The 20,604-nt window shown below is 70.1% G+C and carries 17 protein-coding genes and 1 pseudogene; 12 read left to right on the top strand and 6 right to left on the bottom strand.

Annotation, left to right across the window (positions count from 1 at the left end; genetic code table 11):
* Positions 1–118 precede the first annotated feature (118 nt).
* Together CCZ36_RS08635 and CCZ36_RS08640 are read right to left on the bottom strand one after the other, a co-directional pair.
* On the bottom strand, positions 119–577 hold the full coding sequence (locus CCZ36_RS08635; protein WP_069738506.1) for a peroxiredoxin: 459 nt from the start codon (positions 575–577) through the stop codon (positions 119–121).
* A 156-nt stretch (positions 578–733) separates the two neighbouring features.
* Positions 734–1,171, bottom strand: a complete 438-nt coding sequence (locus CCZ36_RS08640) for a DUF3052 domain-containing protein (protein WP_010070596.1) — start codon at positions 1,169–1,171, stop codon at positions 734–736.
* Positions 1,172–1,685: 514 nt separating this feature from the next.
* Here CCZ36_RS08640 and aceE point away from each other — a divergent pair.
* Complete coding sequence (gene aceE, locus CCZ36_RS08645; protein WP_069738507.1) at positions 1,686–4,418, top strand: pyruvate dehydrogenase (acetyl-transferring), homodimeric type; 2,733 nt, start codon at positions 1,686–1,688, stop codon at positions 4,416–4,418.
* A 62-nt stretch (positions 4,419–4,480) separates the two neighbouring features.
* Here aceE and CCZ36_RS08650 read toward each other — a convergent pair whose 3' ends face one another.
* Both CCZ36_RS08650 and CCZ36_RS08655 read right to left on the bottom strand, forming a co-directional pair.
* The gene (locus tag CCZ36_RS08650; protein ID WP_234427682.1) at positions 4,481–4,945 is read right to left on the bottom strand and encodes a peptidase inhibitor family I36 protein; all 465 of its coding nucleotides are present in this window, start codon (positions 4,943–4,945) and stop codon (positions 4,481–4,483) included.
* 178 nt (positions 4,946–5,123) lie between these two features.
* Positions 5,124–6,743 (bottom strand): MFS transporter, encoded by a 1,620-nt coding sequence (locus CCZ36_RS08655; RefSeq protein ID WP_069738508.1) that lies wholly within the window; start codon positions 6,741–6,743, stop codon positions 5,124–5,126.
* 117 nt (positions 6,744–6,860) lie between these two features.
* On the opposite strand from CCZ36_RS08655, the gene CCZ36_RS08660 reads away from it, so the two are divergent.
* From CCZ36_RS08660 to CCZ36_RS08710, 11 genes and pseudogenes are all read left to right on the top strand, one after another.
* Positions 6,861–7,538 carry a TetR/AcrR family transcriptional regulator gene (locus CCZ36_RS08660; RefSeq protein ID WP_069738509.1) on the top strand — a complete coding sequence of 226 codons (678 nt, stop codon included), beginning with the start codon at positions 6,861–6,863 and terminating at the stop codon, positions 7,536–7,538.
* Positions 7,539–7,656: 118 nt separating this feature from the next.
* Positions 7,657–8,865 carry an alpha/beta hydrolase gene (locus tag CCZ36_RS08665; protein ID WP_069743375.1) on the top strand — a complete coding sequence of 403 codons (1,209 nt, stop codon included), beginning with the start codon at positions 7,657–7,659 and terminating at the stop codon, positions 8,863–8,865.
* A gap of 86 nt (positions 8,866–8,951) precedes the next feature.
* Positions 8,952–9,920 (top strand): DUF4429 domain-containing protein, encoded by a 969-nt coding sequence (locus tag CCZ36_RS08670; RefSeq protein WP_128817389.1) that lies wholly within the window; start codon positions 8,952–8,954, stop codon positions 9,918–9,920.
* Between the two features lie 198 nt (positions 9,921–10,118).
* Positions 10,119–11,479, top strand: a pseudogene (locus tag CCZ36_RS08675) (sensor histidine kinase).
* Positions 11,476–12,165, top strand: coding sequence for a response regulator (locus tag CCZ36_RS08680; RefSeq protein ID WP_128817391.1), 690 nt, complete (start codon positions 11,476–11,478; stop codon positions 12,163–12,165). The pseudogene CCZ36_RS08675 and the gene CCZ36_RS08680 overlap by 4 nt, the downstream one beginning before the upstream one ends.
* A gap of 140 nt (positions 12,166–12,305) precedes the next feature.
* Positions 12,306–13,439 carry an alpha/beta hydrolase gene (locus CCZ36_RS08685; protein ID WP_128817392.1) on the top strand — a complete coding sequence of 378 codons (1,134 nt, stop codon included), beginning with the start codon at positions 12,306–12,308 and terminating at the stop codon, positions 13,437–13,439.
* Positions 13,436–14,668 carry an acyltransferase family protein gene (locus CCZ36_RS08690; protein WP_128817393.1) on the top strand — a complete coding sequence of 411 codons (1,233 nt, stop codon included), beginning with the start codon at positions 13,436–13,438 and terminating at the stop codon, positions 14,666–14,668. The genes CCZ36_RS08685 and CCZ36_RS08690 overlap by 4 nt, the downstream gene beginning before the upstream one ends.
* Positions 14,669–14,901: 233 nt before the next feature.
* The gene (locus tag CCZ36_RS08695) at positions 14,902–17,316 is read left to right on the top strand and encodes a glycoside hydrolase domain-containing protein (RefSeq protein ID WP_128817394.1); all 2,415 of its coding nucleotides are present in this window, start codon (positions 14,902–14,904) and stop codon (positions 17,314–17,316) included.
* Between the two features lie 20 nt (positions 17,317–17,336).
* Positions 17,337–17,762: a hypothetical protein gene (locus CCZ36_RS08700; protein ID WP_128817395.1), complete on the top strand. Its 426-nt coding sequence runs from the start codon at positions 17,337–17,339 to the stop codon at positions 17,760–17,762.
* A 16-nt stretch (positions 17,763–17,778) separates the two neighbouring features.
* Entirely contained in the window at positions 17,779–18,429 is a 651-nt protein-coding gene (locus CCZ36_RS08705; protein ID WP_069738518.1) for a hypothetical protein, read from the top strand.
* A 97-nt stretch (positions 18,430–18,526) separates the two neighbouring features.
* Entirely contained in the window at positions 18,527–19,111 is a 585-nt protein-coding gene (locus CCZ36_RS08710; protein WP_237302610.1) for a hypothetical protein, read from the top strand.
* Positions 19,112–19,160: 49 nt separating this feature from the next.
* Here CCZ36_RS08710 and CCZ36_RS08715 read toward each other — a convergent pair whose 3' ends face one another.
* Together CCZ36_RS08715 and CCZ36_RS08720 are read right to left on the bottom strand one after the other, a co-directional pair.
* Positions 19,161–20,174, bottom strand: a complete 1,014-nt coding sequence (locus tag CCZ36_RS08715) for an aldo/keto reductase (protein WP_128817396.1) — start codon at positions 20,172–20,174, stop codon at positions 19,161–19,163.
* Positions 20,171–20,578 carry a MerR family transcriptional regulator gene (locus CCZ36_RS08720; protein ID WP_079149631.1) on the bottom strand — a complete coding sequence of 136 codons (408 nt, stop codon included), beginning with the start codon at positions 20,576–20,578 and terminating at the stop codon, positions 20,171–20,173. Before CCZ36_RS08720 ends, CCZ36_RS08715 begins: the two co-directional genes overlap by 4 nt.
* Positions 20,579–20,604 lie beyond the last annotated feature (26 nt).

Genomic DNA, 20,604 nt, shown 5'->3' on the forward strand with positions numbered 1-20,604 from the left:
CAGGGGCCGGCAGACACCAGCGTCCCCGTCGTTCGTTGGCATCGGATCAACGATTGGATCCTAGTGACCGGTTCCCGACCAAAACAGGCTTTTGACCGGGCGTCGCCAGGAGATCGTCTCAGAGCGCTTCGAGCGCCTTGACGTAGTCCTTCAGGTCGCGGGCGTCCGGGAGGCCGTTGACGACGCTCCAGCGGACGGTGCCCGCCTTGTCGATGACGAAGGTGCCCCGCACCGCGCAGCCCTTGTCCTCGTCGAAGACGCCGTACGCCCGCGAGGTCTCGCCGTGCGGCCAGAAGTCGGACAGCAGCGGGTATTCCAGCCCCTCCTGCTCGGCGAAGACGCGCAGGGTGTGGATGGAGTCGTTGGAGACGGCGAGGATCTGGGCGTCCTCGTTCTCGAAGCGGGGCAGCTCGTCGCGGAGCGCGCACAGCTCGCCGGTGCAGACGCCGGTGAAGGCGAACGGGTAGAACACCAGCACCACGTTCTTCTCACCGCGGAACTCCGACAGGCGCACGGTCCGGCCGTGGTTGTCCTTGAGCTGGAAGTCCGGGGCCTGGCTGCCGACCTCGATCGTCATGGAACACGTATCCCTTCGCCGCTTCTCCGCTTGCCCGGGGCCCTGGCCGGGCCCGTCCGGGTGACTCCCACCCTACGCAGCCCGGCGGCGGACGTACGAAGGCCCTCACGGGTGCGGATGCGCCCGTGAGGGCCTCGGGGTGGTGCGAAAAGCGGTTCAGCGCTTGGCTTTGGCCCCCTTGGGGGTGGCCAGACGGCTGCCCGTCCAGTCCTTGCCCGCGCTGATGCTCTTGGTCTGGGCGAGCCCGGCCGTCTGGGCGGCCTCATTGATGTCGCTCGGTTCGACGTATCCGTCACGGCCGGTCTTCGGCGTCATCAGCCAGACCATCCCGCCGTCCTCGATCAGACCGATGGCATCCACCAGCGCGTCCGTAAGGTCGCCGTCCTCGTCACGGAACCAGAGCAGGACGACGTCTGCGACGTCGTCGTAGTCCTCGTCGACGAGTTCCTGGCCGGTAGTGGCCTCAATGCCCTCACGGAGCTCCAGCTCGACGTCGTCGTCGTAGCCGATCTCCTGGACCACCTGTCCGGGCTCGAACCCCAGGCGTGCCGCCGGGTTGGTCCGCTCCTCCGCGTGGTCCGCGGTCGCGCTCACGGGTTGCCTCCTGATCATGTCTTCGGAAAATGCTGCAGCCACGCGCGTGCGCGGGGCGTAGGCCGTAGTCCACACGGGCCCGGCGAATCGCGCAAGTACCCAGTGTGCGAGACCGCCTATACGGTGACGTTCCCTGCCACGTCACCGCAAGTTCCGGCATGTCTCTCCGGCGGCTTCCCGGGGCCTGCCCCAGGTCGCTCCATCCGTCTTACGTCCTTCCTCAGCTTATGCGGTTTCGCTCCGCCATTAGGAGTCGAACAGCCTTTGGGAACGCTTGGACGCCTTGGGCGTAAGGTTGCGGTTTGCCCGTACCCAGCCGCGTACAGCCCACACTCGTGCCCGCCGGGCGAGTTTTCCGAACCCTAGGGTTACCACTCGGTAGAGATGACGTTCGGGCCCTCGCGGTAGCACGATGGAGGCGGCGCACACAGAGTTGACAGAGTTGACAGAGCTGTCTGGGGGCACGTTCCCCGCAACAGCCCCGTAGAGCACCACCGAACAGCGAAGGAACAGTGTGGCTTCCGGATCCGATCGCAACCCGATCATCATTGGCGGCCTTCCCAGCCAGGTCCCGGATTTCGATCCCGAGGAGACCAAGGAATGGCTGGACTCCCTCGACGCCGCCGTCGACGAGCGCGGCCGTGAACGGGCCCGCTATCTGATGCTCCGGCTCATCGAGCGCGCGCGGGAGAAGCGCGTGGCGGTGCCCGAGATGCGCAGCACGGACTACGTGAACACGATCGCCACGAAGGACGAGCCGTTCTTCCCCGGCGACGAGGAGATCGAACGCAAGGTCCTCAACGCGACCCGGTGGAACGCCGCCGTGATGGTCTCGCGGGCCCAGCGCCCCGGCATCGGCGTCGGCGGCCACATCGCCACGTTCGCCTCCTCCGCCTCGCTGTACGACGTGGGCTTCAACCACTTCTTCCGGGGCAAGGACCAGGGCGACGGCGGCGACCAGATCTTCTTCCAGGGGCACGCGTCCCCGGGGATCTACGCCCGCGCGTTCCTGCTGGACCGGCTGAGCGAAGCGCAGCTCGACGCGTTCCGCCAGGAGAAGTCGAAGGCCCCCAACGGGCTGTCCAGCTACCCGCACCCGCGGCTGATGCCGGACTTCTGGGAGTTCCCGACCGTCTCGATGGGCCTCGGCCCGCTCGGCGCGATCTACCAGGCGCGGATGAACCGCTACATGGAGGCGCGCGGCATCGCCGACACCTCCAAGTCGCACGTCTGGGCCTATCTGGGCGACGGCGAGATGGACGAGCCGGAGTCGCTGGGCCAGCTGTCCATCGCGGCCCGTGAGGGCCTGGACAACCTGACCTTCGTCGTCAACTGCAACCTCCAGCGGCTCGACGGTCCGGTGCGCGGCAACGGCAAGATCATCCAGGAGCTGGAGTCGCAGTTCCGGGGCGCCGGCTGGAACGTCATCAAGCTGGTCTGGGACCGTTCCTGGGACCCGCTGCTGGCGCAGGACCGCACGGGCATCCTGGTCAACAAGCTGAACACCACGCCGGACGGCCAGTTCCAGACGTACGCCACGGAGACCGGCGCGTACATCCGTGAGCACTTCTTCGGCGACGACCCGCGGCTGCGGGACATGGTCAAGGACATGACCGACCAGCAGATCCTGCACCTGGGGCGCGGTGGTCACGACCACCGCAAGGTCTACGCGGCCTACGCGGCGGCCAAGGCGCACAAGGGCCAGCCGACGGTCATCCTGGCGCAGACGGTCAAGGGCTGGACCCTGGGGCCGAACTTCGAGGGCCGCAACGCGACCCACCAGATGAAGAAGCTCACGGTCGAGGACCTCAAGCGCTTCCGGGACCGTCTGCACATCCCGATCACGGACAAGCAGCTGGACGAGGGCTACCCGCCCTACTACCACCCGGGCCGCGACTCGGAGGAGATCCAGTACATGCACGACCGCCGGCAGAGTCTGGGCGGTTACGTCCCGACCCGGGTGGTCCGTGCGAAGCCGCTGCCGCAGCCCGAGGACAAGACGTACGCGGCCGCGAAGAAGGGTTCGGGTTCGCAGTCGATCGCCACCACCATGGCGTTTGTCCGCATCCTCAAGGACCTGATGCGGGACAAGGAGATCGGCAAGCGGTTCGTGCTGATCGCCCCCGACGAGTACCGCACCTTCGGCATGGACGCGTTCTTCCCGAGTGCGAAGATCTACAACCCGCTGGGTCAGCAGTACGAGGCGGTCGACCGGGAGCTGCTGCTCGCGTACAAGGAGTCCCCCACGGGTCAGATGCTGCACGACGGCATCTCCGAGGCGGGCTGCACGGCCTCGCTGATCGCGGCCGGTTCGGCGTACGCCACGCACGGCGAGCCGCTGATCCCGGTGTACGTCTTCTACTCGATGTTCGGGTTCCAGCGGACCGGTGACCAGTTCTGGCAGATGGCCGACCAGCTCTCGCGCGGTTTCGTGCTGGGCGCGACCGCCGGGCGCACGACCCTGACCGGTGAGGGCCTCCAGCACGCGGACGGCCATTCGCAGCTGCTCGCCTCGACCAACCCGGGCTGTGTCGCGTACGACCCGGCCTACGGGTTCGAGATCGCGCACATCATGCAGGACGGGCTCCGCCGGATGTACGGCGAGGCGAACGAGGACGTCTTCTACTACCTCACCGTTTACAACGAGCCGATCCAGCATCCGGCCGAGCCCGAGAACGTGGACGTCGAAGGCATCCTCAAGGGCATCCACCGCTTCTCCACCGGCGAGAAGGGCGAGATCCCGGCCCAGATCATGGCGTCGGGTGTGGCGGTCCCCTGGGCCCTGGAGGCGCAGAAGATCCTCGCGGACGAGTGGAACGTCAAGGCGGACGTCTGGTCGGCGACCTCCTGGAACGAACTGCGCCGCGACGCGGTGGAGGTGGAGCGCCACAACCTCCTGCACCCGGAGGAGGAGCAGCGCGTCCCGTATGTGACGAAGAAGCTCGAAGGGGCCCAGGGCCCGTTCGTGGCGGTCTCGGACTGGATGCGTTCGGTGCCGGACCAGATCGCGCGCTGGGTGCCGGGCGCGTACCAGTCGCTGGGCGCGGACGGCTTCGGCTTCGCGGACACCCGGGGTGCGGCCCGCCGGTTCTTCCACATCGACGCGCAGTCGATCGTGCTGGCGGTGCTGACCGAGCTGGCCAAGGAGGGCAAGGTCGACCGGTCGGCCCTGAAGAAGGCCGTCGACCGCTACGAGCTCCTGGACGTGGCCGCGGCCGATCCGGGCGCGGCGGGCGGCGACGCGTAGGCAGGAACGGCCGGGAGGGGCGGTGGCGCTGGAGCGCCGCCGCCCCTCCCGCGTGTCCGGGCTCAGTTCTCCCAGATCTTGAAGGCGCGTACCTGGTACGGGGAACGGGGCGCCCAGGTGCCCCCGCCCGGGTACGTCTCGAACTCCCCCGTCTCCGCGCACTCGGCGGACTGGTAGGTGGTGACGGGCCGCCCGGTGCGGTTGGCGAGGGACTGGGCGTCGCCGCCCTTCGGCAGCGGGACGCAGCTTTCGATGTCGGTGTCGGAGAGCTCGAAGGTGTGGCGGGCCCCGGTGAAGTCGGGCTTCTTCCAGAGGCAGAGCCTGCCCGCCTCACAGGAGCCGAGAGTGACGGCCCGGGACCGCTCGGGGGCCGCCGCCGCCCGGTCGTGGGCCAGGGCCTGGGGAACCAGTGCGGAGACGGCCAGGGCGGTCGCGAGAACGGCCGTACGCGTGAGGTTCGTACGCGGGGGATTCGGACGGGTGACGTGCGTTCGCAGCGGATTCGGACGGATGACGTTCGTGCGCATGGTGGATCAACCCCCGTGGTCGGTCGGTGCTGTGCTTCCGATGCTCACTCTGAGTCACCGGGCAAGCGGTGCGGAAGAGGGGCCGGGGTGCTCCACCCTGATAGGCGACAGCCCCGCCGAAAGGATTCGGCGGGGCTGTGGCCTGCGCTGTGTTGACGACCTCGTCGTGCGGGGCGCGTCAGATGTGACCCACTCCGGCACCCGCCTCGGCGTTCTCGCCGCGCTTGGTGAGGGTGGCGACGAAGGCGGCGACGACCGCGACGATGCCCGCGACGGTGAAGGCCAGCCCCATGCCGGACATGAAGGTGTCGTGGATGACCCCGCCGATGCGCTCGACGATGTCCGGCGTCATGCCGGGAGCCTTGGAGAGGGCGTCGACCGGGACCATGCCGAACTCCGCCGCCTCCTCCAGCTTCGGGTCGGGTGCGCCGGGCAGGCCCGCGCCCGCCCAGTTGTCCGCGAAGTCGGCACTGACCTTGGCGGACATCACGGCGCCGAGGACGGCGGTGCCGAGCGCGCCGCCGACCTGCATGGCGGCCTGCTGGAGACCACCGGCCACGCCGGACAGCTCCATGGGCGCGTTGCCGACGATGACCTCGGTGGCGCCGACCATGACCGGGGCGAGCCCGCAGCCCAGCAGGGCGAACCAGAGGGACATCGCGAAGGTGCCGGTGGAATCGGTGAGCGTGGTCATGCCGAACATCGCGGTGGCCGTGCAGACCATGCCGCCGACCAGCGGAACGCGCGGGCCGAACTTCGTGATCAGCAGGCCGGCGACCGGCGAGGCGACGATCATCATGGCGGTCAGCGGCAGCAGGCGCAGACCGCTGTCGACCGGGCTGAGGCCGTGGACGCCCTGGAGGAAGAAGGTCACGAAGAAGAGGCCGCCCATGAACGCGAAGGCCATCAGCGTCATGAGGACGGCACCGGCCGTCAACGGGAGGGAGCGGAACATCCCCAGCGGGACGAGCGGCTCGCGGACCCTGGTCTCCCAGAGGCCGAAGACGATGAAGAGCGCGACGGCGGCGGCCAGCCAGGCCCAGGTCCGGCCGTCGCCCCAGCCCCAGGACTCACCGGCCTTGATGATGCCCCAGATGAGGGCGAACATCGCGCCCGAGAGCAGCACGATGCCGAGGATGTCGAAGGAGCGCGGCGCGTTGGCGGCGCGGTGGTCCTTGAGGATCACCAGGCCGAAGGCGAGCGCCACGATGCCGACCGGCACGTTGATGAAGAAGACCGACTGCCAGCTGACGTGCTCGACGAGCAGACCGCCGACGATCGGGCCGCCCGCGGTGGAGGCTCCGATCACCATGCCCCAGATGCCGATCGCCATGTTCAGCTTCTCGGCGGGGAAGGTGGCGCGCAGCAGACCGAGCGCGGCCGGCATCAGCAGGGCGCCGAAGAGGCCCTGGAGCACCCGGAAGAGAACGACGAGGCCGATCTCCTTGGAGAAGCCGATGGCGGCGGACGAGGCGGCGAAGCCCGCGATGCCGATGAGGAAGGTCTGCCGGTGGCCGAAGCGGTCCCCCAGCTTGCCCGCGGTGATCAGGGCGACGGCGAGGGCGAGCAGATAGCCGTTGGTGATCCACTGGACGTCGGCGAGCGTGGCGCCGAGGTCCTTCTGGATGGCGGGGTTCGCGATGGCGACGATGGTGCCGTCGAGGGCGACCATCATCACGCCGATGGCGACGGCGAAGAGGGTCAGCCAGGGGTGGCCGCGAAGCCCCTTGACCGGGGCGGGTCCTGCGTTGTCTTCGGGCTCCCGCGGCGCCTTCTCGACGGTGGTCTGACTAGTCATACGGGGGAGACTAGTGACAGCGTCTGACAGTTGACAAACCAATTCACAAGTCAGTAACTGTCACGTAGCTCACAGGTATGCTGAGCTGGACAAACACGGGAAAAGAGGGACCGGTACGTGACCGACGGGCAGACAGCCGAGCCCCGACCCGGACTGCGTGAACGCAAGAAACAGCGCACCCGCGACGCCTTGTTGCGCGCCGCCCTCGAACTGTTCACCACCCAGGGGTACGAACGCACCACCGTCGACGAGATCGTCGACGCCGTGGAGGTCTCCCAGCGCACCTTCTTCCGCTACTTCGCGAGCAAGGAGGAGACCACCTTCGCCGTGCAGGAGATGGTCGAGTCCCGCTTCATCGAGGAGCTGCGCCGGCGCCCCGCGCACGAAGCGCCCTTCGAGGCCATGCGCCGGGCGGTGCTGTGCGCGTGGAACAGCATCGGCGAGGCGATCGAGGAGGTCATCACCGTCGACCTCCATATGCGGACCTACCAGATGATCGAGTCGACCCCGTCCCTGCTCGCCGCCCATATGCGGCGCGGCATCGCCCTGGAGAACCAGATCGCCCTGCTGATCGCGGAGCGCGAGGGGCTGGACGTGGAGCGGGACCCCCGGCCCCGGGTGGCCGTCGCCGCGTTCTCCGGGGTGATGCGGGTGACCGGCCAGCTGTGGGGGCACGGGGTCGATCCGAGCGTGGAGGCGCTGCGCGATCTGACCGAGGAGTATCTCGACCAGCTCGTCCCGGCCCTCGCCCGCGACTGGCGTGAGAGCTGGAGCGTGTCCGACGGTCACCGGTAGCGCAGCCACGAGGCGGCTGTGACCCTCCGTGAGGGATCCAGGGTCAATCCTTCGCGGACGGGTGATGTACCTCACCCGCATCACGGTCGTCGGCGCGCGTCTCCTAGGGTGTGGCGCAGTGACTTCCTTCGACACCTCCCCCACGTTGACCGTATGGCGCGCGCTGCTCGCCGTAGCGGTGGTGTTCGTGATGCTGGCGACGACGGGCTGGAGCGCCGTACGCGATCAGCAGGCCGAAGGGGCGCGCGAGCTGGCGCTCGCCGCCTGGGCGCGGGACCGGATAGCGGGCCATTCGCTGCCGGAGGTCGACGCGCCCGCCTACCGGCTGGCCCACTTCTTCGCCACCCTGACCTCCGGGCAGCGGTTCGCGCTCGCGGGCAAGTACCCGTCGGTGGTGGGGAATCTGGACGGCGTGCCGGTCACCCTGCGCTACCGCGCCAACCGGGTGGCGCTCCGCCAGGCCGCGGCCGTGGAGAAGGCGCGGGCGCGCGACGAGAAGCTCTCGCCGGACGGGCGCGACGAGGCACAGGCCCGCTACGACCGGTTCCGGTCGCTGCTCAAGGGCGAACGGCAGATCCTGGCCTTCGATCCGTCCGGGAAGGGCAGGGCGGCCGAGGTGTTCGGCGATCTCGACCGGGCCGCACGGGTCTCCGTCGTCGTTCCCGGCGTCGACACCCATCTGCTGACCCTGGAGCGGAGCAAGCGCAAGTACGCGGCCCCCGTCGGCATGGCCCAGTCCCTGTACGGGGCGGAGCGCTCGGCCTCCCCCGGCACCCGTACGGCGGTCATCGCGTGGGCCGACTACACCTCCCCGGCCGGTCTCGGCATGGACGCGGCGCTGGGCGGCCTCGCGGCGGACGGCGCGGTCCGGCTGAACGCGATGGTCGGCGCCCTGCCCGGCACCTCGAAGGTCTCGCTGTTCTGCCACAGCTACGGCTCCGTGGTGTGCGGGGTGGCCGCGGACCACGCCCCCGACCGGGTGGCCGACATCGCGGTCGCGGGCAGCCCCGGTATGCGGGCCGCCAACGCCGGGCAGCTGGAGACCGGGGCCCGGATCTGGGCGACGCGGGACGGGGACGACTGGATCGGGGACGTGCCGCACATGGAGTTCGGCGGGATCGGTCACGGGGCCGACCCGGTCGATCCGTCGTTCGGTGCGCGGATCGTCTCGGCGGCCGGGGCAACCGGGCACAGCGGCTACTTCGAACCGGGCACCGAGAGCCTCCACAACTTCGCCGCGATCGGCGTCGGAGCGTACGGATCGGTCAGCTGCGCGCGCGCCGACAGCACGTGCCGCAGCGGTATTTCCGGCGAGCGGAACGGCTGACGCGCGTAGAGGACCGTGCCGGGCCGAAAAAATGGGACGTACTTCGAGGGGGGACGTGCGGGACTGTGCCGCATACGATGTGGCACATGGGTGATGTGCTGGCCGGAATTCATGCCACCTGGGAGTTCGGCACCGACTCCGTGCTCATCCGCTTCGAACGGGGCATCCGCACACCGAAGCTCTTCCAGAGCCTGCGGGAACGCCGCATCCCGTATGCGGCGCTGGCGTCGGTGACGCTGACCCCCGGCAAGCGGGGCACGGTGGTTCTGCGTGCCGTGCCGAGGGCGGGTGCCGATCCTCTGGTGGAGGCTGCCTCCGGGCAGCTCAAGGAGGGGTGCGACCCCTATCGCCTGGTGCTTCCGGCTGAGCGGGAGGTGCTCGCCGAGTACTACGCGGACGAGCTGCGGGCCCTGCTGGACCCGGCGTGCGACGAGCCCGCCGACCGCTTCCTGGTGGCGGCCCCCGAGGCCCCGATGAACTTCAAGGCGTACGACGGCCGGGCCGGCTTCGACGGCGAGCGGGTCTCCTTCCGGTGGTCCTGGACCGGAGCGTCCAGCACCAAGTGGAAGGCCGGCGACCAGACCTTCAAGGTGAGCGAGTTGGCCGGAATCATATGGCGCTCGCCCGAGGCGCTCGACGGCTATCTGCGGCTGCTGCCCCGTGCGGTGGCCCCGGTCGACCACCGCACCGGCGGCAGCCTGGGCGATCTGCACGGCCCCGACGGCTCCACCAGCGCGGTGGGCGGGCCTGACGGCGGGGTGCCCGCCACGGCTCCGATCACCCGGGCCGCGGACCAGGACCCGGCCGCCGTGCTGTTCGGCCTGGGCTACGGGCCGGTGCACGAGTCGCTGCCGTTCGCCGCCGCCGTCCTGGAATCCGTACGCCGGACCCAGCCCGCGCCCGTGGCCGCCGCCCCGGCCCTGGTGAACGCCGGGCGGCGCGACCCCGCGGACATCGCCGAGCGGATACACCACCTCGGCGAGCTGCACCGGGCCGGACTGGTGACGGACGCCGAGTACACCGCGAAGAAGGCCCAGCTGCTCGCGGAGCTGTGAGCCGGTGGCCGGTAGCCCCTGGCCGATGGCCGGTACGCGGCCTGCCCCGTACGTCCCGCTCTCCGCCGGGCCGTGACCGTACGCCGAGTCGTGACTCCGTACACCCCACACCCCGTACCGGAGTATGAGGCGGTCCGGCGGGGTCGGAACCCCGGTATGACGCCCGAAGAGCCTCTGTCTGCCTAGGCTGACCGGGCCATGGCCACTTCTTCTTCCTCCTCCCCCGCCGGGCCCCGCCGCCCGCCGACGGCCTGCTGAGCGCCGCCCGCCGCAATCTGCGCGAGCTGGCCCACGGGCTGTCCCACCCCTCCCATCCGTCCACCCCGCTGCTGGCCGACGCTCCGAAGCAGTGGCAACGACTGCTGCCGTACGTCGTGGTCCTCGCCCTGGCCGCGACCTTCATCCCGGTCACCATCACCGTCCTGACCTCGCAGTACGGCATGCCGGGCGCAGTCGCCGGGGCGCTCGGGGTGGCCCAGGCGGCCCCGTTGCTGATGCTCGCCCACCGGCCCCTCCAGGCGTGGTGGATCGTCTTCCCGGCCGACATCGTGGGCGCGCTGGTGCTGCTGGCCCACGATCCCGGGCGGCTCGACATCTGGCCGTGGCCCCCGCCGACCCTGATCGCCTACCTCTTCCTGCTGCTGGCGCTCGGCCTGCGCGAGACCCGGCGCACGGTCGTCGCCGTGTGGGCGGCGACGGCCGCGGCCGGGGCGGTCCTGCATCTGATCGCGCCCTCGGACCGCAGCACGGGCAGCGCCCTGCTGCTGCCGATCCTCGGCGCGGTGGTCCTGGTGATCGGCGCGGCGGTACGGGAGCGCGGCGAGGCGACCCGGCGGCTGGCCGAGCAGGAGACGATCAGCGAGGCGGAGCGGGCGCAGCGCACGCTGCTGGAGGAGCGGACGCGGATCGCCCGTGAGCTGCACGACGTGGTCGCGCACCACATGTCGGTGATCACCGTGCAGGCGGACTCCGCGCCGTACCGGATCTCCGGTCTCTCGGAGCCCGCGCGGGAGGAGTTCGCCTCCATCGCGGCGGCGGCGCGGGAGTCGCTGGGCGAGATGCGGCGGCTGCTGTCGGTGCTGCGCAGCGACGGCACCGAGGGCGACCGGGCGCCGCAGCCGGGCCTGGACCGGCTCCAGCAGCTGGTGGAGGCGACGGTACGGGCCGGGCTGCCGGTGACGCTGTCGCGCGCCGCGGATCTGGGCGAGGTGCCGTCGGCGGTGGATCTGTCGGCGTACCGGATCGTGCAGGAGGCACTGGCCAATGTGGTGCGGCACGCGCCGGGTGCGCGTACCCAGGTCTCGGTCCGGGCGGCCGCGGGCCATCTGAACGTGTTGGTGGTCAACGGGCCCGCGCCGGAGCCCGCTTCGCCGCTGGAGAGCGCCGGGACCGGGCACGGGCTGGTGGGGATGCGCGAGCGCGTACGGTTGACCGGCGGCACGCTGGACACCGGGCCGCTGCCGGACGGAGGGTTCCGGGTGGCCGCCCGGATGCCGCTGCCCCCGCGGGTCCCCCCGTCCGACTCCCCTTCCGTGCGACCTTCTTCGGAGGATCTGTGACCATCCGCGTGATCATCGTCGACGACCAGGCCATGGTGCGGGCCGGGTTCGCGGCGCTGCTGGCCGCGCAGAGCGACATCGACGTGGTGGGCGAGGCGGCGGACGGCCGTCAGGGTGTGGACGTCAGCCGCCACCAGCATCCCGACGTGGTCCTGATGGACGTGCGGATGCCGGAGATGGACGGACTGGCCGCCGCGCGCGAGCTGTTGAACCCGCCGACGGGGGTGGTGCACCGGCCGAAGGTCCTGATGCTGACGACGTTCGACGTGGACGACTACGTGTACGAGGCGCTGCGTGCCGGAGCGTCCGGGTTCCTGCTGAAGGACGCGCCGCCCGCCGATCTGATCGCGGCGGTACGGGTGGTGGCGGCCGGGGACGCGCTGCTCGCGCCGTCCGTGACCCGGCGGCTGATCGCGGACTTCGCGGCGCAGCGGCCGGCCGGGGCGACGCGCACCGGGCAGGCGCTCCGGCGACACAGCCTGACGCCGCGCGAGAGCGAGGTGCTGGAGCTGATCGCCCGGGGGCTGTCGAACCAGGAGATCGCGGGGCGTCTGGTGCTGGCCGAGCAGACCGTCAAGACGCACATCGGGCGGGTGCTGGCCAAGCTGGATCTGCGAGACCGGGCGCAGGCGGTCATCTTCGCGTACGAGTCGGGTCTGGTGACGCCGGGGGACGCGGGGGCGTAGTCCGTCGTTCCGGTCTCCTCCACCCCCTACCCCGGTATCACTTCGCGGTTGGCTCCCCGGTGTGACGTCGCGTCACCCGTCCTCTTCCTACCTTCCTCCCGGTCGCACCGGACGGTGCGGATCCGGAGAGGGAGGGCACGATGCGCCGATACGCGAGAAGCCTGGTCGCGTTCGCACTGGCCACCAGCGTGGTGGCGGGCACCACGGGTTGGGTTTCGGGGGATGCGCAGCAGGCGCTGACCGGGCCGCCGCCGGGCAGTGCGCAGTGGCGGGCGGACCGGGTGCTGGGTACGGGGCTACCGGATCCGGAGCGCGCGAAGCCTGCCGAAGTCGCCCGGTTCTTCGCCTCTTTGAGCACCGCCGAGCAGCAACTGCTGCTGGTGCGGCACCCGTCCGTCGTCGGCAACCTCGACGGGGCACCGCTGGAGCTGCGCTACCGCGCCAACGCCCTTGCCCTGTCCACCGAGGACGATCCCCGCTACCGCTCACTCGCCGCCCCCGGCCGGCAGATCCTCGCGTTCGACCCGCGCGGGCGCGGCCAGGTCGCCGAGGTCTTCGGGGACCTGCGCACCGCACGGCGAGTCTCCGTGGTGGTGCCCGGGTCCGACAACGACGCCGGGACCTTCGACCGGAAGGTCGCCGCGCACGGGGCTCCGCCCGGGATGGCCAGGACCCTGCACGCGGCGGCCGGTCCGGGGACGGCCGTCGTCGCCTGGGTCGGGTACACCACCCCGGTGGGCGTCGGCATCGACGCGGCTACCGGCAGCCTCGCGGAGGCGGGCGCCGGGCGGCTGACCCGGTTCACGGAGGGCCTGAGGGCGGACGGGCTGCCCGAGCCCGCCGTGTTCTGCCACAGCTACGGCTCCGTCGTGTGCGGGATCGCCGCACGCCGTCTCCCCGTCACCGACCTGGTGGTCCTCGGCTCCCCCGGCATGCGGGCGGACGATGCGGCGGGGCTGCGGACGAAGGCACGGGTGTGGGCGGCGAAGGACCCGACCGACTGGATCGACAACGTGCCGAACGTCCGCTTCGCGGGCCTCGGCCACGGCACGGACCCGACCGACCCGGCGTTCGGCGCCCGCCGGGTACCGGCGAACGACGCCCGGGGCCATGCCGGTTACTTCGCGCCGGGGACGGATTCGCTGCGGGCCTTCGCCGTGATCGCGCGGGACACGACCACGCCGGAAGGCGCGAAGACCCCCGCGGACACGCAGGCGCCGCACGGCTCGCACGCAGCGGGGAACGCGCCGGTCCTGGAAGGGGCCGTCCGATGAACGCCGTACGGGAGAACGCGCGGCGGCTCGCCGCCCGGATCGACGCCTCCACCCCCGCCCACCGCGACCGCGCCGTCGACGGCCTGCGGGCCCTGGCGCTGCTCGCCGTGCCGCTCGGCCACTGGATGCTCGGCGGGTTCCGGTTGGACGCCGACGGTCTGCACAACGCGAGCCCGCTGGCCACGTTCGGGGCACTGGCCCCCGCGAGCTGGGTGCTCCAGATGCTGGGGATCTTCTTCCTGGTCGGCGGGTACGCCTCGGTCCTCTCCTACCGTCGCCGGGCCTCGACGACGGCCGCCTGGCTGGGCGGCCGCCTGGCCCGGCTCGGTCGGCCGGTGCTCGGGGTGAGCGCCGTGTGGGCGGTGCTGCTCGCGGTGCTCGCCGCGCTGGGCGTACCGGGCGACACCCTGCGTACCGGGTCGACGCTGGTGATCCAGCCGCTCTGGTTCGTCGGGGTGTACACCGTGGTCACGGCCCTCACCCCGGTCTGCGTGCGGCTGGCACGGCGGCTCGGCGGCTGGGCGGCGCTCCCGCTGCTGGTCTCCGTCGCCGTCGTGGACTTCCTGCGCTACGGGCCGTTCGCGGAGGCGATGCCGTCCTGGCTGAGCGCGCTGAACGTCCTGCCCGGCTGGCTGTTCGCGTATCAGCTCGGGGTGTCGTGGGGCGAGGGCCGGATCGGGAAGCGCGGGGCCCGGCTGCTGCTGATCGGTGGCGGGACGCTGTTCGCCGTACTGCTGCTGGTCTTCCACTACCCGGCGTCGATGGTCGGCGTGCCCGGCGAGACGCGGACGAACTCGCATCCGCCGTCGCTGCTGGTGGTGGCGTTGGCGGCGGCCCAGAGCGGGGCGGCGATCCTGCTGCGCGACCGGCTCGGGCGGCTGTTGCGCAAACCGCTGCTCTGGGCGCCCGTCGTGGTGGTCAACCTGTCGGCGATGACGATCCTGTGCTGGCACCAGACGGCGATGCTGGCCGCCGCCGTACCGGCCTCGCTCGCGGGGGCGGGGGGCACGGCGGTGGCGGGGCTGACGACTCCACCGGAGACCGTGGGCTGGATCCTCGCCCGGATCGCCTGGCTGCCGGTGTTCGCCGGACTGCTCGTGCTGATCGCCCGGTACGCGCGCCGCTTCGAGGTCCCGTGGCGGTCGGGCACCCGCGCCGCGAACGCCCGCCGCGCGCTCGCGGGACTGCTCGCGGCGGGGTTCGCGGTGTTCGCGCTGGGGCTGGCGTGACGGGGCACATCTGTTATCGGCCATGACATTCGGTGGGTTCATATTTCGGCCCCGCAATCCGGCTCTATATGCGGAACTGCCCGGAATTCCGGTGCATCGGGAATGACCGAAACGGCCCTCCGATAGTGAAGATTCCGTTGATAAGTTGATCAAGCCGTGGACACCTGGCCACATTCCGTGACCATTGTCATACCCACTGACCCTTATGTCTGCTATTTTCCAAAGGATAGACATTGGACGAGAAGGTGCTCGACGCCCAGAAGTGGGTCAATTCCACTTATGCCGGCGCCACGGGATACGCGCGCTGCCCCGAGGACGGCCGTATCGGCTGGTCCACCATGGACTCCCTCGTCATGGGCCTCCAGCACGAACTGGGCATCAGCCCGCTGGTCGCCAGCTTCGGCCCCACCACGATGTCGAGGCTTCAGGCGCTCGGCGACATCGGTTTCGGCTGGAACAAGAACGCGAATATCGTCCGCATCCTCCAGCACGGCCTGTTCTGCAAGGGGTACTGGGGAGCCAACGGTTACGGGGAGTACGGCGCCGTAACCGTCGAGGCGGTTAAAAAGCTGCGGGTCGACATGGGGCTGCCGGAGGGCGGCACCGGCACCCAGGGCGGTGTCACGACCGCCAAGATATACAAGTGCATACTCAACATGGATGCCTATGTCCGGGTCTCGGGCGGAACGGACGACGTTCGTTCGATTCAGCGCTGGCTCAACGGCCGCTACTGGACGAAGGACGCCTACAGCATCGGCCCCTGCGACGGGATCTACTCCCGTGATGTGCAGAAGGCCCTGATGATCGCCATCCAGTACGAACTCGGCATCGCCGCCCCGAACGGAAACTTCGGCCCCAGCACCCAGGCCGGACTGAAGACCAAGAACCTCAGTCAGGGCAGCTCCGGCCTCTGGGTCGATCTGTTCTCGGCCGCATGCGTCTTCAACTCCCCCATCCCGACCGGCACCAGCGACACGGGCATCCCCACCACCTGGCGCAGCAGCTACGACGCCAAGCTGACCGAATGGGTCAGGGAGTTCCAGAAGTTCTGCAAGCTGGAAGTCAACGGCCGCTCCGACTACCAGACATGGGCCCAGCTACTGGTCTCCATGGGTGACCCGGACCGCGATGTCACCGGTTCCGACACCCGCTTCGAGATCACCGGATCCCGCGCCAAGTGGCTGCGCGACAACAAGATCGAGGTCGTCGGCCGCTACATCAACGACCCGCCGGGCTCCACTCTCGACAAGGAGATCAAGCCGGGTGAGCTGAATACCATCTTCAGCAACGGGCTGCGGGTATTTCCGATCTACCAGGACAACGCCCGAAAATTCGCCGACTTCACCTACACCCAGGGTTACCAGCACGCGCTCAACGCCCACAAACTGGCCGCGGAGTACGGGTTCAACCGAGGCACCGTCATCTACTTCGCCGTGGACTACGACGCCACCCGCGGTGAGATCGACGCGGCGATCGTTCCGTACTTCCACGGGGTGGCCGCCGGACTCAGTTATCACGGCAAGCGCTTCGTCCACGGGGTGTACGGCTCGCGCAACGTGTGCACCGTCGTCAGCCGGCAGACCGGCGCTCGCTACTCCTTCGTCTCCGGTATGTCCTGGGGCTTCTCCGGAAACCTCGGAGTCCCCATCCCGGCGAACTGGTCCTACAACCAGATCAAGGAGATCAAAGTCACCAACGGGTCGGACACGTTCGATCTCGACCGTACCGTCGTGTCCGGCGCGGACCGCGGCCAGGACAGCGTCAACAAGCCGTCCGGCCCGGCTGACAGCTTCATCGACTACGTCCAACGGCTGTACGACCACGCCGTCGCGTTTCCCGGCGATGGCAACCCGAACCAGCTGGTGATGGAGTTCATCCGGCACGAGGGCTACGGCGGCGGCGACTGGGATTTCCTGATCGGCAAGTACAACAAGGAGTTCGTCCAGTACGCCAAGGGGAAGGGCATGTCGGTCATGGCCGACTTCGTCGATCCCTACACCGCGTACGAGCTGAGCGCCGAACATCTGATGGCCTCCGCCAATGGGCACTTCGTCTCCTGGATGCCGTCCAACAGGCGTGCGGTGAACGAGGGCGACGTCGCGGGCTGGGGTGGCGACCTGCTGACCCTGTACGTCGACTGGCGCCGGGCCAAGGACGAGTTCCCCGACGGCCGCGACTTCGTCCAGCTCAAGATGGCCAAGGTCGGCGTGGCCTCCAGCTTCGGATACAACGACCTGATCGAGGACGCCGACGCGTGGCTGCTGGCCCAGGCGGTCCGCGGCGGCAGGACGATCGCCCAGGCCGTCCGCGATCTGTACAACGGCGGGGGCGGGCTCACCCGTTTCGGCCGCTACTGGTCAGGGCGCTTCAACGGCAACGTCACGGACGCCACATTCCTCGCCCACAACCTCCTCACCGCGGCGGACGACGTGGAGGTCGTGGCCGCCCAGGTCGGGCTGGTGACGGTCCGGGGCGGCATCAAGACGCTGCCGGCCATGCTGGGTCGCGACGAACTCGAACCCTTCGAGCAGGGCTTCGCCGATGTCCTTCTCGCCCGCACCGGAACCGAGCGGAGCATGCGCGCCGCCTACGAGGCCAATCACGCGAAGTACATCAAGGCTGCCAAGGCCCGCGCGGCCCGTAGCTGAACGAAGGGACCTCGTCGTCGGTGAACGTCGTTTCGGTACTGGCCGCCGTCCTGCTTCCGCCGCTCCTGCTGGCGCTGGTCGCCCTGAGCCTCTGGAAGACCGTGCGCGGACTGCTCACCCGGCAGTGGCGGCAGCCCCGTTGGTGGGTGTTCCCCGCTGTCCTCCTGGTCGTCGCCGGTTGCGTCACCTGGTTCATCGGGATGTTCTCCAGCGGTCTCGACGTCCGGGAGACATGCGGAGAACGCGGATTCGACTACGACGAAGCCCACCGCCCCGAGCCGTCACAGGGGTTCCCGCTGCACTACTGGTGCGACGCCGAGCACGACCTGGTCCCAGCCTTTGTCAACCCCTCGCTCATCGCCATCGCGGTCGCACTCCTCGGCTGCTCCGCAGGAGCGGCCGCCGCCGCGGTCGTCGGAAGGAAGAAGCGTGAAGAACAAGATTGACCGGCGGAGCGTGCTCATGGCGGGCGCCGCACTCGGGGCCACCGCCCTCGCGGGCCTTCCCGGAACCGCGTACGCCGCGCCGGGAACCCCGTCCGCCGACACGTCACCCACGGACCGCACCTGGACCGGGAGGAGAACGGCGAACGGCTGGCCCGTCCTGCCCGAGGCGGAGCTCATGCGGATCGAGGGCTCGGACCAGTCCGTGCGCCTCGCCGCCGGAGACGCGGCCACCATCCTGCTGCACGTGGCCCGGCGGTTCCACTACGAGATCGATCAGCTCCGCGACGGCGACGTCACCGGACACACCACCGAGCACGGCATCGACCAGGACTACGAGTCCAACTACCTGTCCGGCACCGCCCTGGCGATCCGTCCGCGCGCGTACCCGGTCGGGGCCAAGGGCGGTCTGTACCCGCGGGAACTGATCGTGGTGCGGGACGTGCTCGCCGAGCTGGACGGCGTGGTCGCATGGGGCGGGGATTTCGCCACGCCCAAGGAATCCCACTTCGAGATCGCCTACGCACCCGGGCACCCCAAGGTCAAGGGGGTGGCTCGCACGATCCGCGGGTGGCAGGAGGGCCCGGGCAACGAGGGCGCCGGCACCGTGGATGCCTACGGGCCGGGGCGCCGCGGCAGGGCCGAGGCCTTCGCCCGCCGAACCGCCTGACCGTCTCGCGCCGAACCGCCTGCCCCTTTCCGTCCGGACCGATACGTCCGGCTCACCCAGTAGAAATCATCACAGAACAGGTCAATACATGAGGCTCATGCGTACATCCCGCTCGAACACCGGCTGGGCATTCGCGGCGGTGGCCGCCGCTTCGCTCCTGGTGGGGGGATACGCCGCTCCGGCAGTCGGCCAGGAGGCACCGGGATCGGAGACGGCAGCTCCGGCGAGAGCGACTCCCGCGGTCTCCTCGCCCGGTGCCGCCGCCGCGATGGTGTCGCCGACGGCGAACAGCACCACACGGGCCATCGCGAACAAGCAGCCTGAATCGGTTCAGGCCATGGCCAACCTGTGCGGTGCGGGATACGTCCTGCAATACGCCGAACAGCTTCCCGACTCGCGGCGCTTCGGAACGCTGTTCACCTATCAGAAGAACACGTCGCCGTTCTCGAGCTGTGCCATGTTCGACAACAACCTCGGCACCGCCAAGTACATGAAGCTGACGCTGTGTCCGAACCAGCTGAGCAAGCCGTGCAGTGTCGACGAGGGGACCTTCAGCCAGTACGCCGGTCCCGTGCGCGTCACCGACGGCATGTGCGCGGAGGTCACGGCGATCATGAAGAACTCGAAGTCCTCCACCACGGCGCTCATCGACCGACGGTTCGCCGTTCCGCCCTGCAACTGACGCACCCGGGGCGGGCCTCTTCGCGCACGAGGGCCCGCCCCGCCCGCGCCTACTCCCGCGCCGCCGCCGTACTGCTCATGTCCGGGTAGCGGTCCCCCGCCACCCGGTCCGCGATCGGCTCCAGCGCGGCCAGTTCGGCCGGCGTCAGGGTCAGCCGGGTCGCCGCGACGTTCTCCAGGAGCCGGCCTCGCTTACGGGTGCCGGGGATCGGGACCACGTTCAGGCCGTGCACGCCGGCGCGCTGCTGGACCCAGGCGAGGGCCACCTGCGCGGCCGTCGCCCCGTGCGCGGTGGCGATCTTGTGGACGGGCTCCAGCAGGGCGGCGTTCGTCCGGGCGTTCTCGCCGGTGAACCGGGGCTGGTGCTTGCGGAAGTCGCCCTCGGCCAGGTCCTTGCCCGCGTCGGAGAAGGCCCCGGTGAGGAAGCCCCGGCCGAGCGGGGAGTACGGGACGAGCGTGACGCCCAGCTCGGCCGCCGCGCCGACGGCGCTCCTCTCGACGTCCCGGCTGAAGAGGGACCACTCCGACTGGAGGGCCGCGATCGGGTGCACGGCATGCGCCTCGCGCAGCTCCGGGCCCGTCACCTCGCTCAGCCCGAGTTGCTTGACCTTGCCCTGCCGGACCAGCTCCGCCAGCGCGCCGATCGATTCGGCGAGCGGGACGGCCGGGTCGCGGCGGTGCATGTAGTAGAGGTCGATGACGTCGGTGTTCAGCCGGCGCAGGCTCGCCTCGACCGCGGTACGGATGTACGCGGGGTCGTTGCTGATGCCCCGGTAGTGGGGGTCGTCGGTGCGGACGAGGGCGAACTTGGTGGCGAGCGTGATCTCGTCCCGGTGGGCCCCGACGAACGGGGCGAGGAACTCCTCGTTGGCCCCGCGCCCGTAGGCGTCGGCGGTGTCGAGGAGCGTGACGCCCGCCTCCAGGGCCGCGTCGAGGGTGTCGCGGGCGGCGCGTTCATCGGTGTCGCCGTAGAACTCGCTCATGCCCATGCAGCCGAGGCCCTGGACGCCGACCCGCGGTCCGCCCGCTCCCAGCTCCACGGTGGCGATCTTGTCAACAGTCATCGGACGCTGTGCCTCTCCGGCGCCCGGCGGGCGCCCGCGTAGAACTCGATCTTGTGGTCGAGGACGGCGAGGGTGTCGTGGAGCTCCGCGATCCGCGAGATCACATCGCGGCGGGTCGCCTCCAGCAGTTCCTGCCGTTCCTCGAAGGTGGACTCCCCTGCGCGGAGCAGCTCCGCGTACCGCACCATGTCGGCGACGGGCATCCCGGTCAGCCGCAGCTTCCCGACGAAGGCCAGCCAGTCGAGATCGCGGTCGCTGAAGCGGCGCTGGCCGGTGTGCGAGCGGTCGACGTGGGGCATGAGCCCGATGCGCTCGTACCAGCGCAGGGTGTGCGCGGTGAGCCCGGTGAGGGCGACGACCTCGCTGATGCTGTAGCTGCGCTTGTCCGTGCCTGTGCCCGTCATGTCCTCCACGCTAGATCCTTCGAGTG

It is taken from the genome of Streptomyces sp. S063, assembly GCF_002832675.1.
GTDB lineage: Bacteria > Actinomycetota > Actinomycetes > Streptomycetales > Streptomycetaceae > Streptomyces > Streptomyces sindenensis.

Coding starts and splice junctions, on each gene's coding strand:
- CCZ36_RS08635 (WP_069738506.1), bottom strand. CDS start 577: ATGACGATCGAGGTCGGCAGCCAGGCCCCGGACTTCCAGCTCAAGGAC.
- CCZ36_RS08650 (WP_234427682.1), bottom strand. CDS start 4,945: ATGCGCACGAACGTCATCCGTCCGAATCCGCTGCGAACGCACGTCACC.
- CCZ36_RS08655 (WP_069738508.1), bottom strand. CDS start 6,743: ATGACTAGTCAGACCACCGTCGAGAAGGCGCCGCGGGAGCCCGAAGAC.
- CCZ36_RS08670 (WP_128817389.1), top strand. CDS start 8,952: ATGGGTGATGTGCTGGCCGGAATTCATGCCACCTGGGAGTTCGGCACC.
- CCZ36_RS08685 (WP_128817392.1), top strand. CDS start 12,306: ATGCGCCGATACGCGAGAAGCCTGGTCGCGTTCGCACTGGCCACCAGC.
- CCZ36_RS08690 (WP_128817393.1), top strand. CDS start 13,436: ATGAACGCCGTACGGGAGAACGCGCGGCGGCTCGCCGCCCGGATCGAC.
- CCZ36_RS08705 (WP_069738518.1), top strand. CDS start 17,779: ATGGCGGGCGCCGCACTCGGGGCCACCGCCCTCGCGGGCCTTCCCGGA.
- CCZ36_RS08710 (WP_237302610.1), top strand. CDS start 18,527: ATGCGTACATCCCGCTCGAACACCGGCTGGGCATTCGCGGCGGTGGCC.
- CCZ36_RS08715 (WP_128817396.1), bottom strand. CDS start 20,174: ATGACTGTTGACAAGATCGCCACCGTGGAGCTGGGAGCGGGCGGACCG.
- CCZ36_RS08720 (WP_079149631.1), bottom strand. CDS start 20,578: ATGACGGGCACAGGCACGGACAAGCGCAGCTACAGCATCAGCGAGGTC.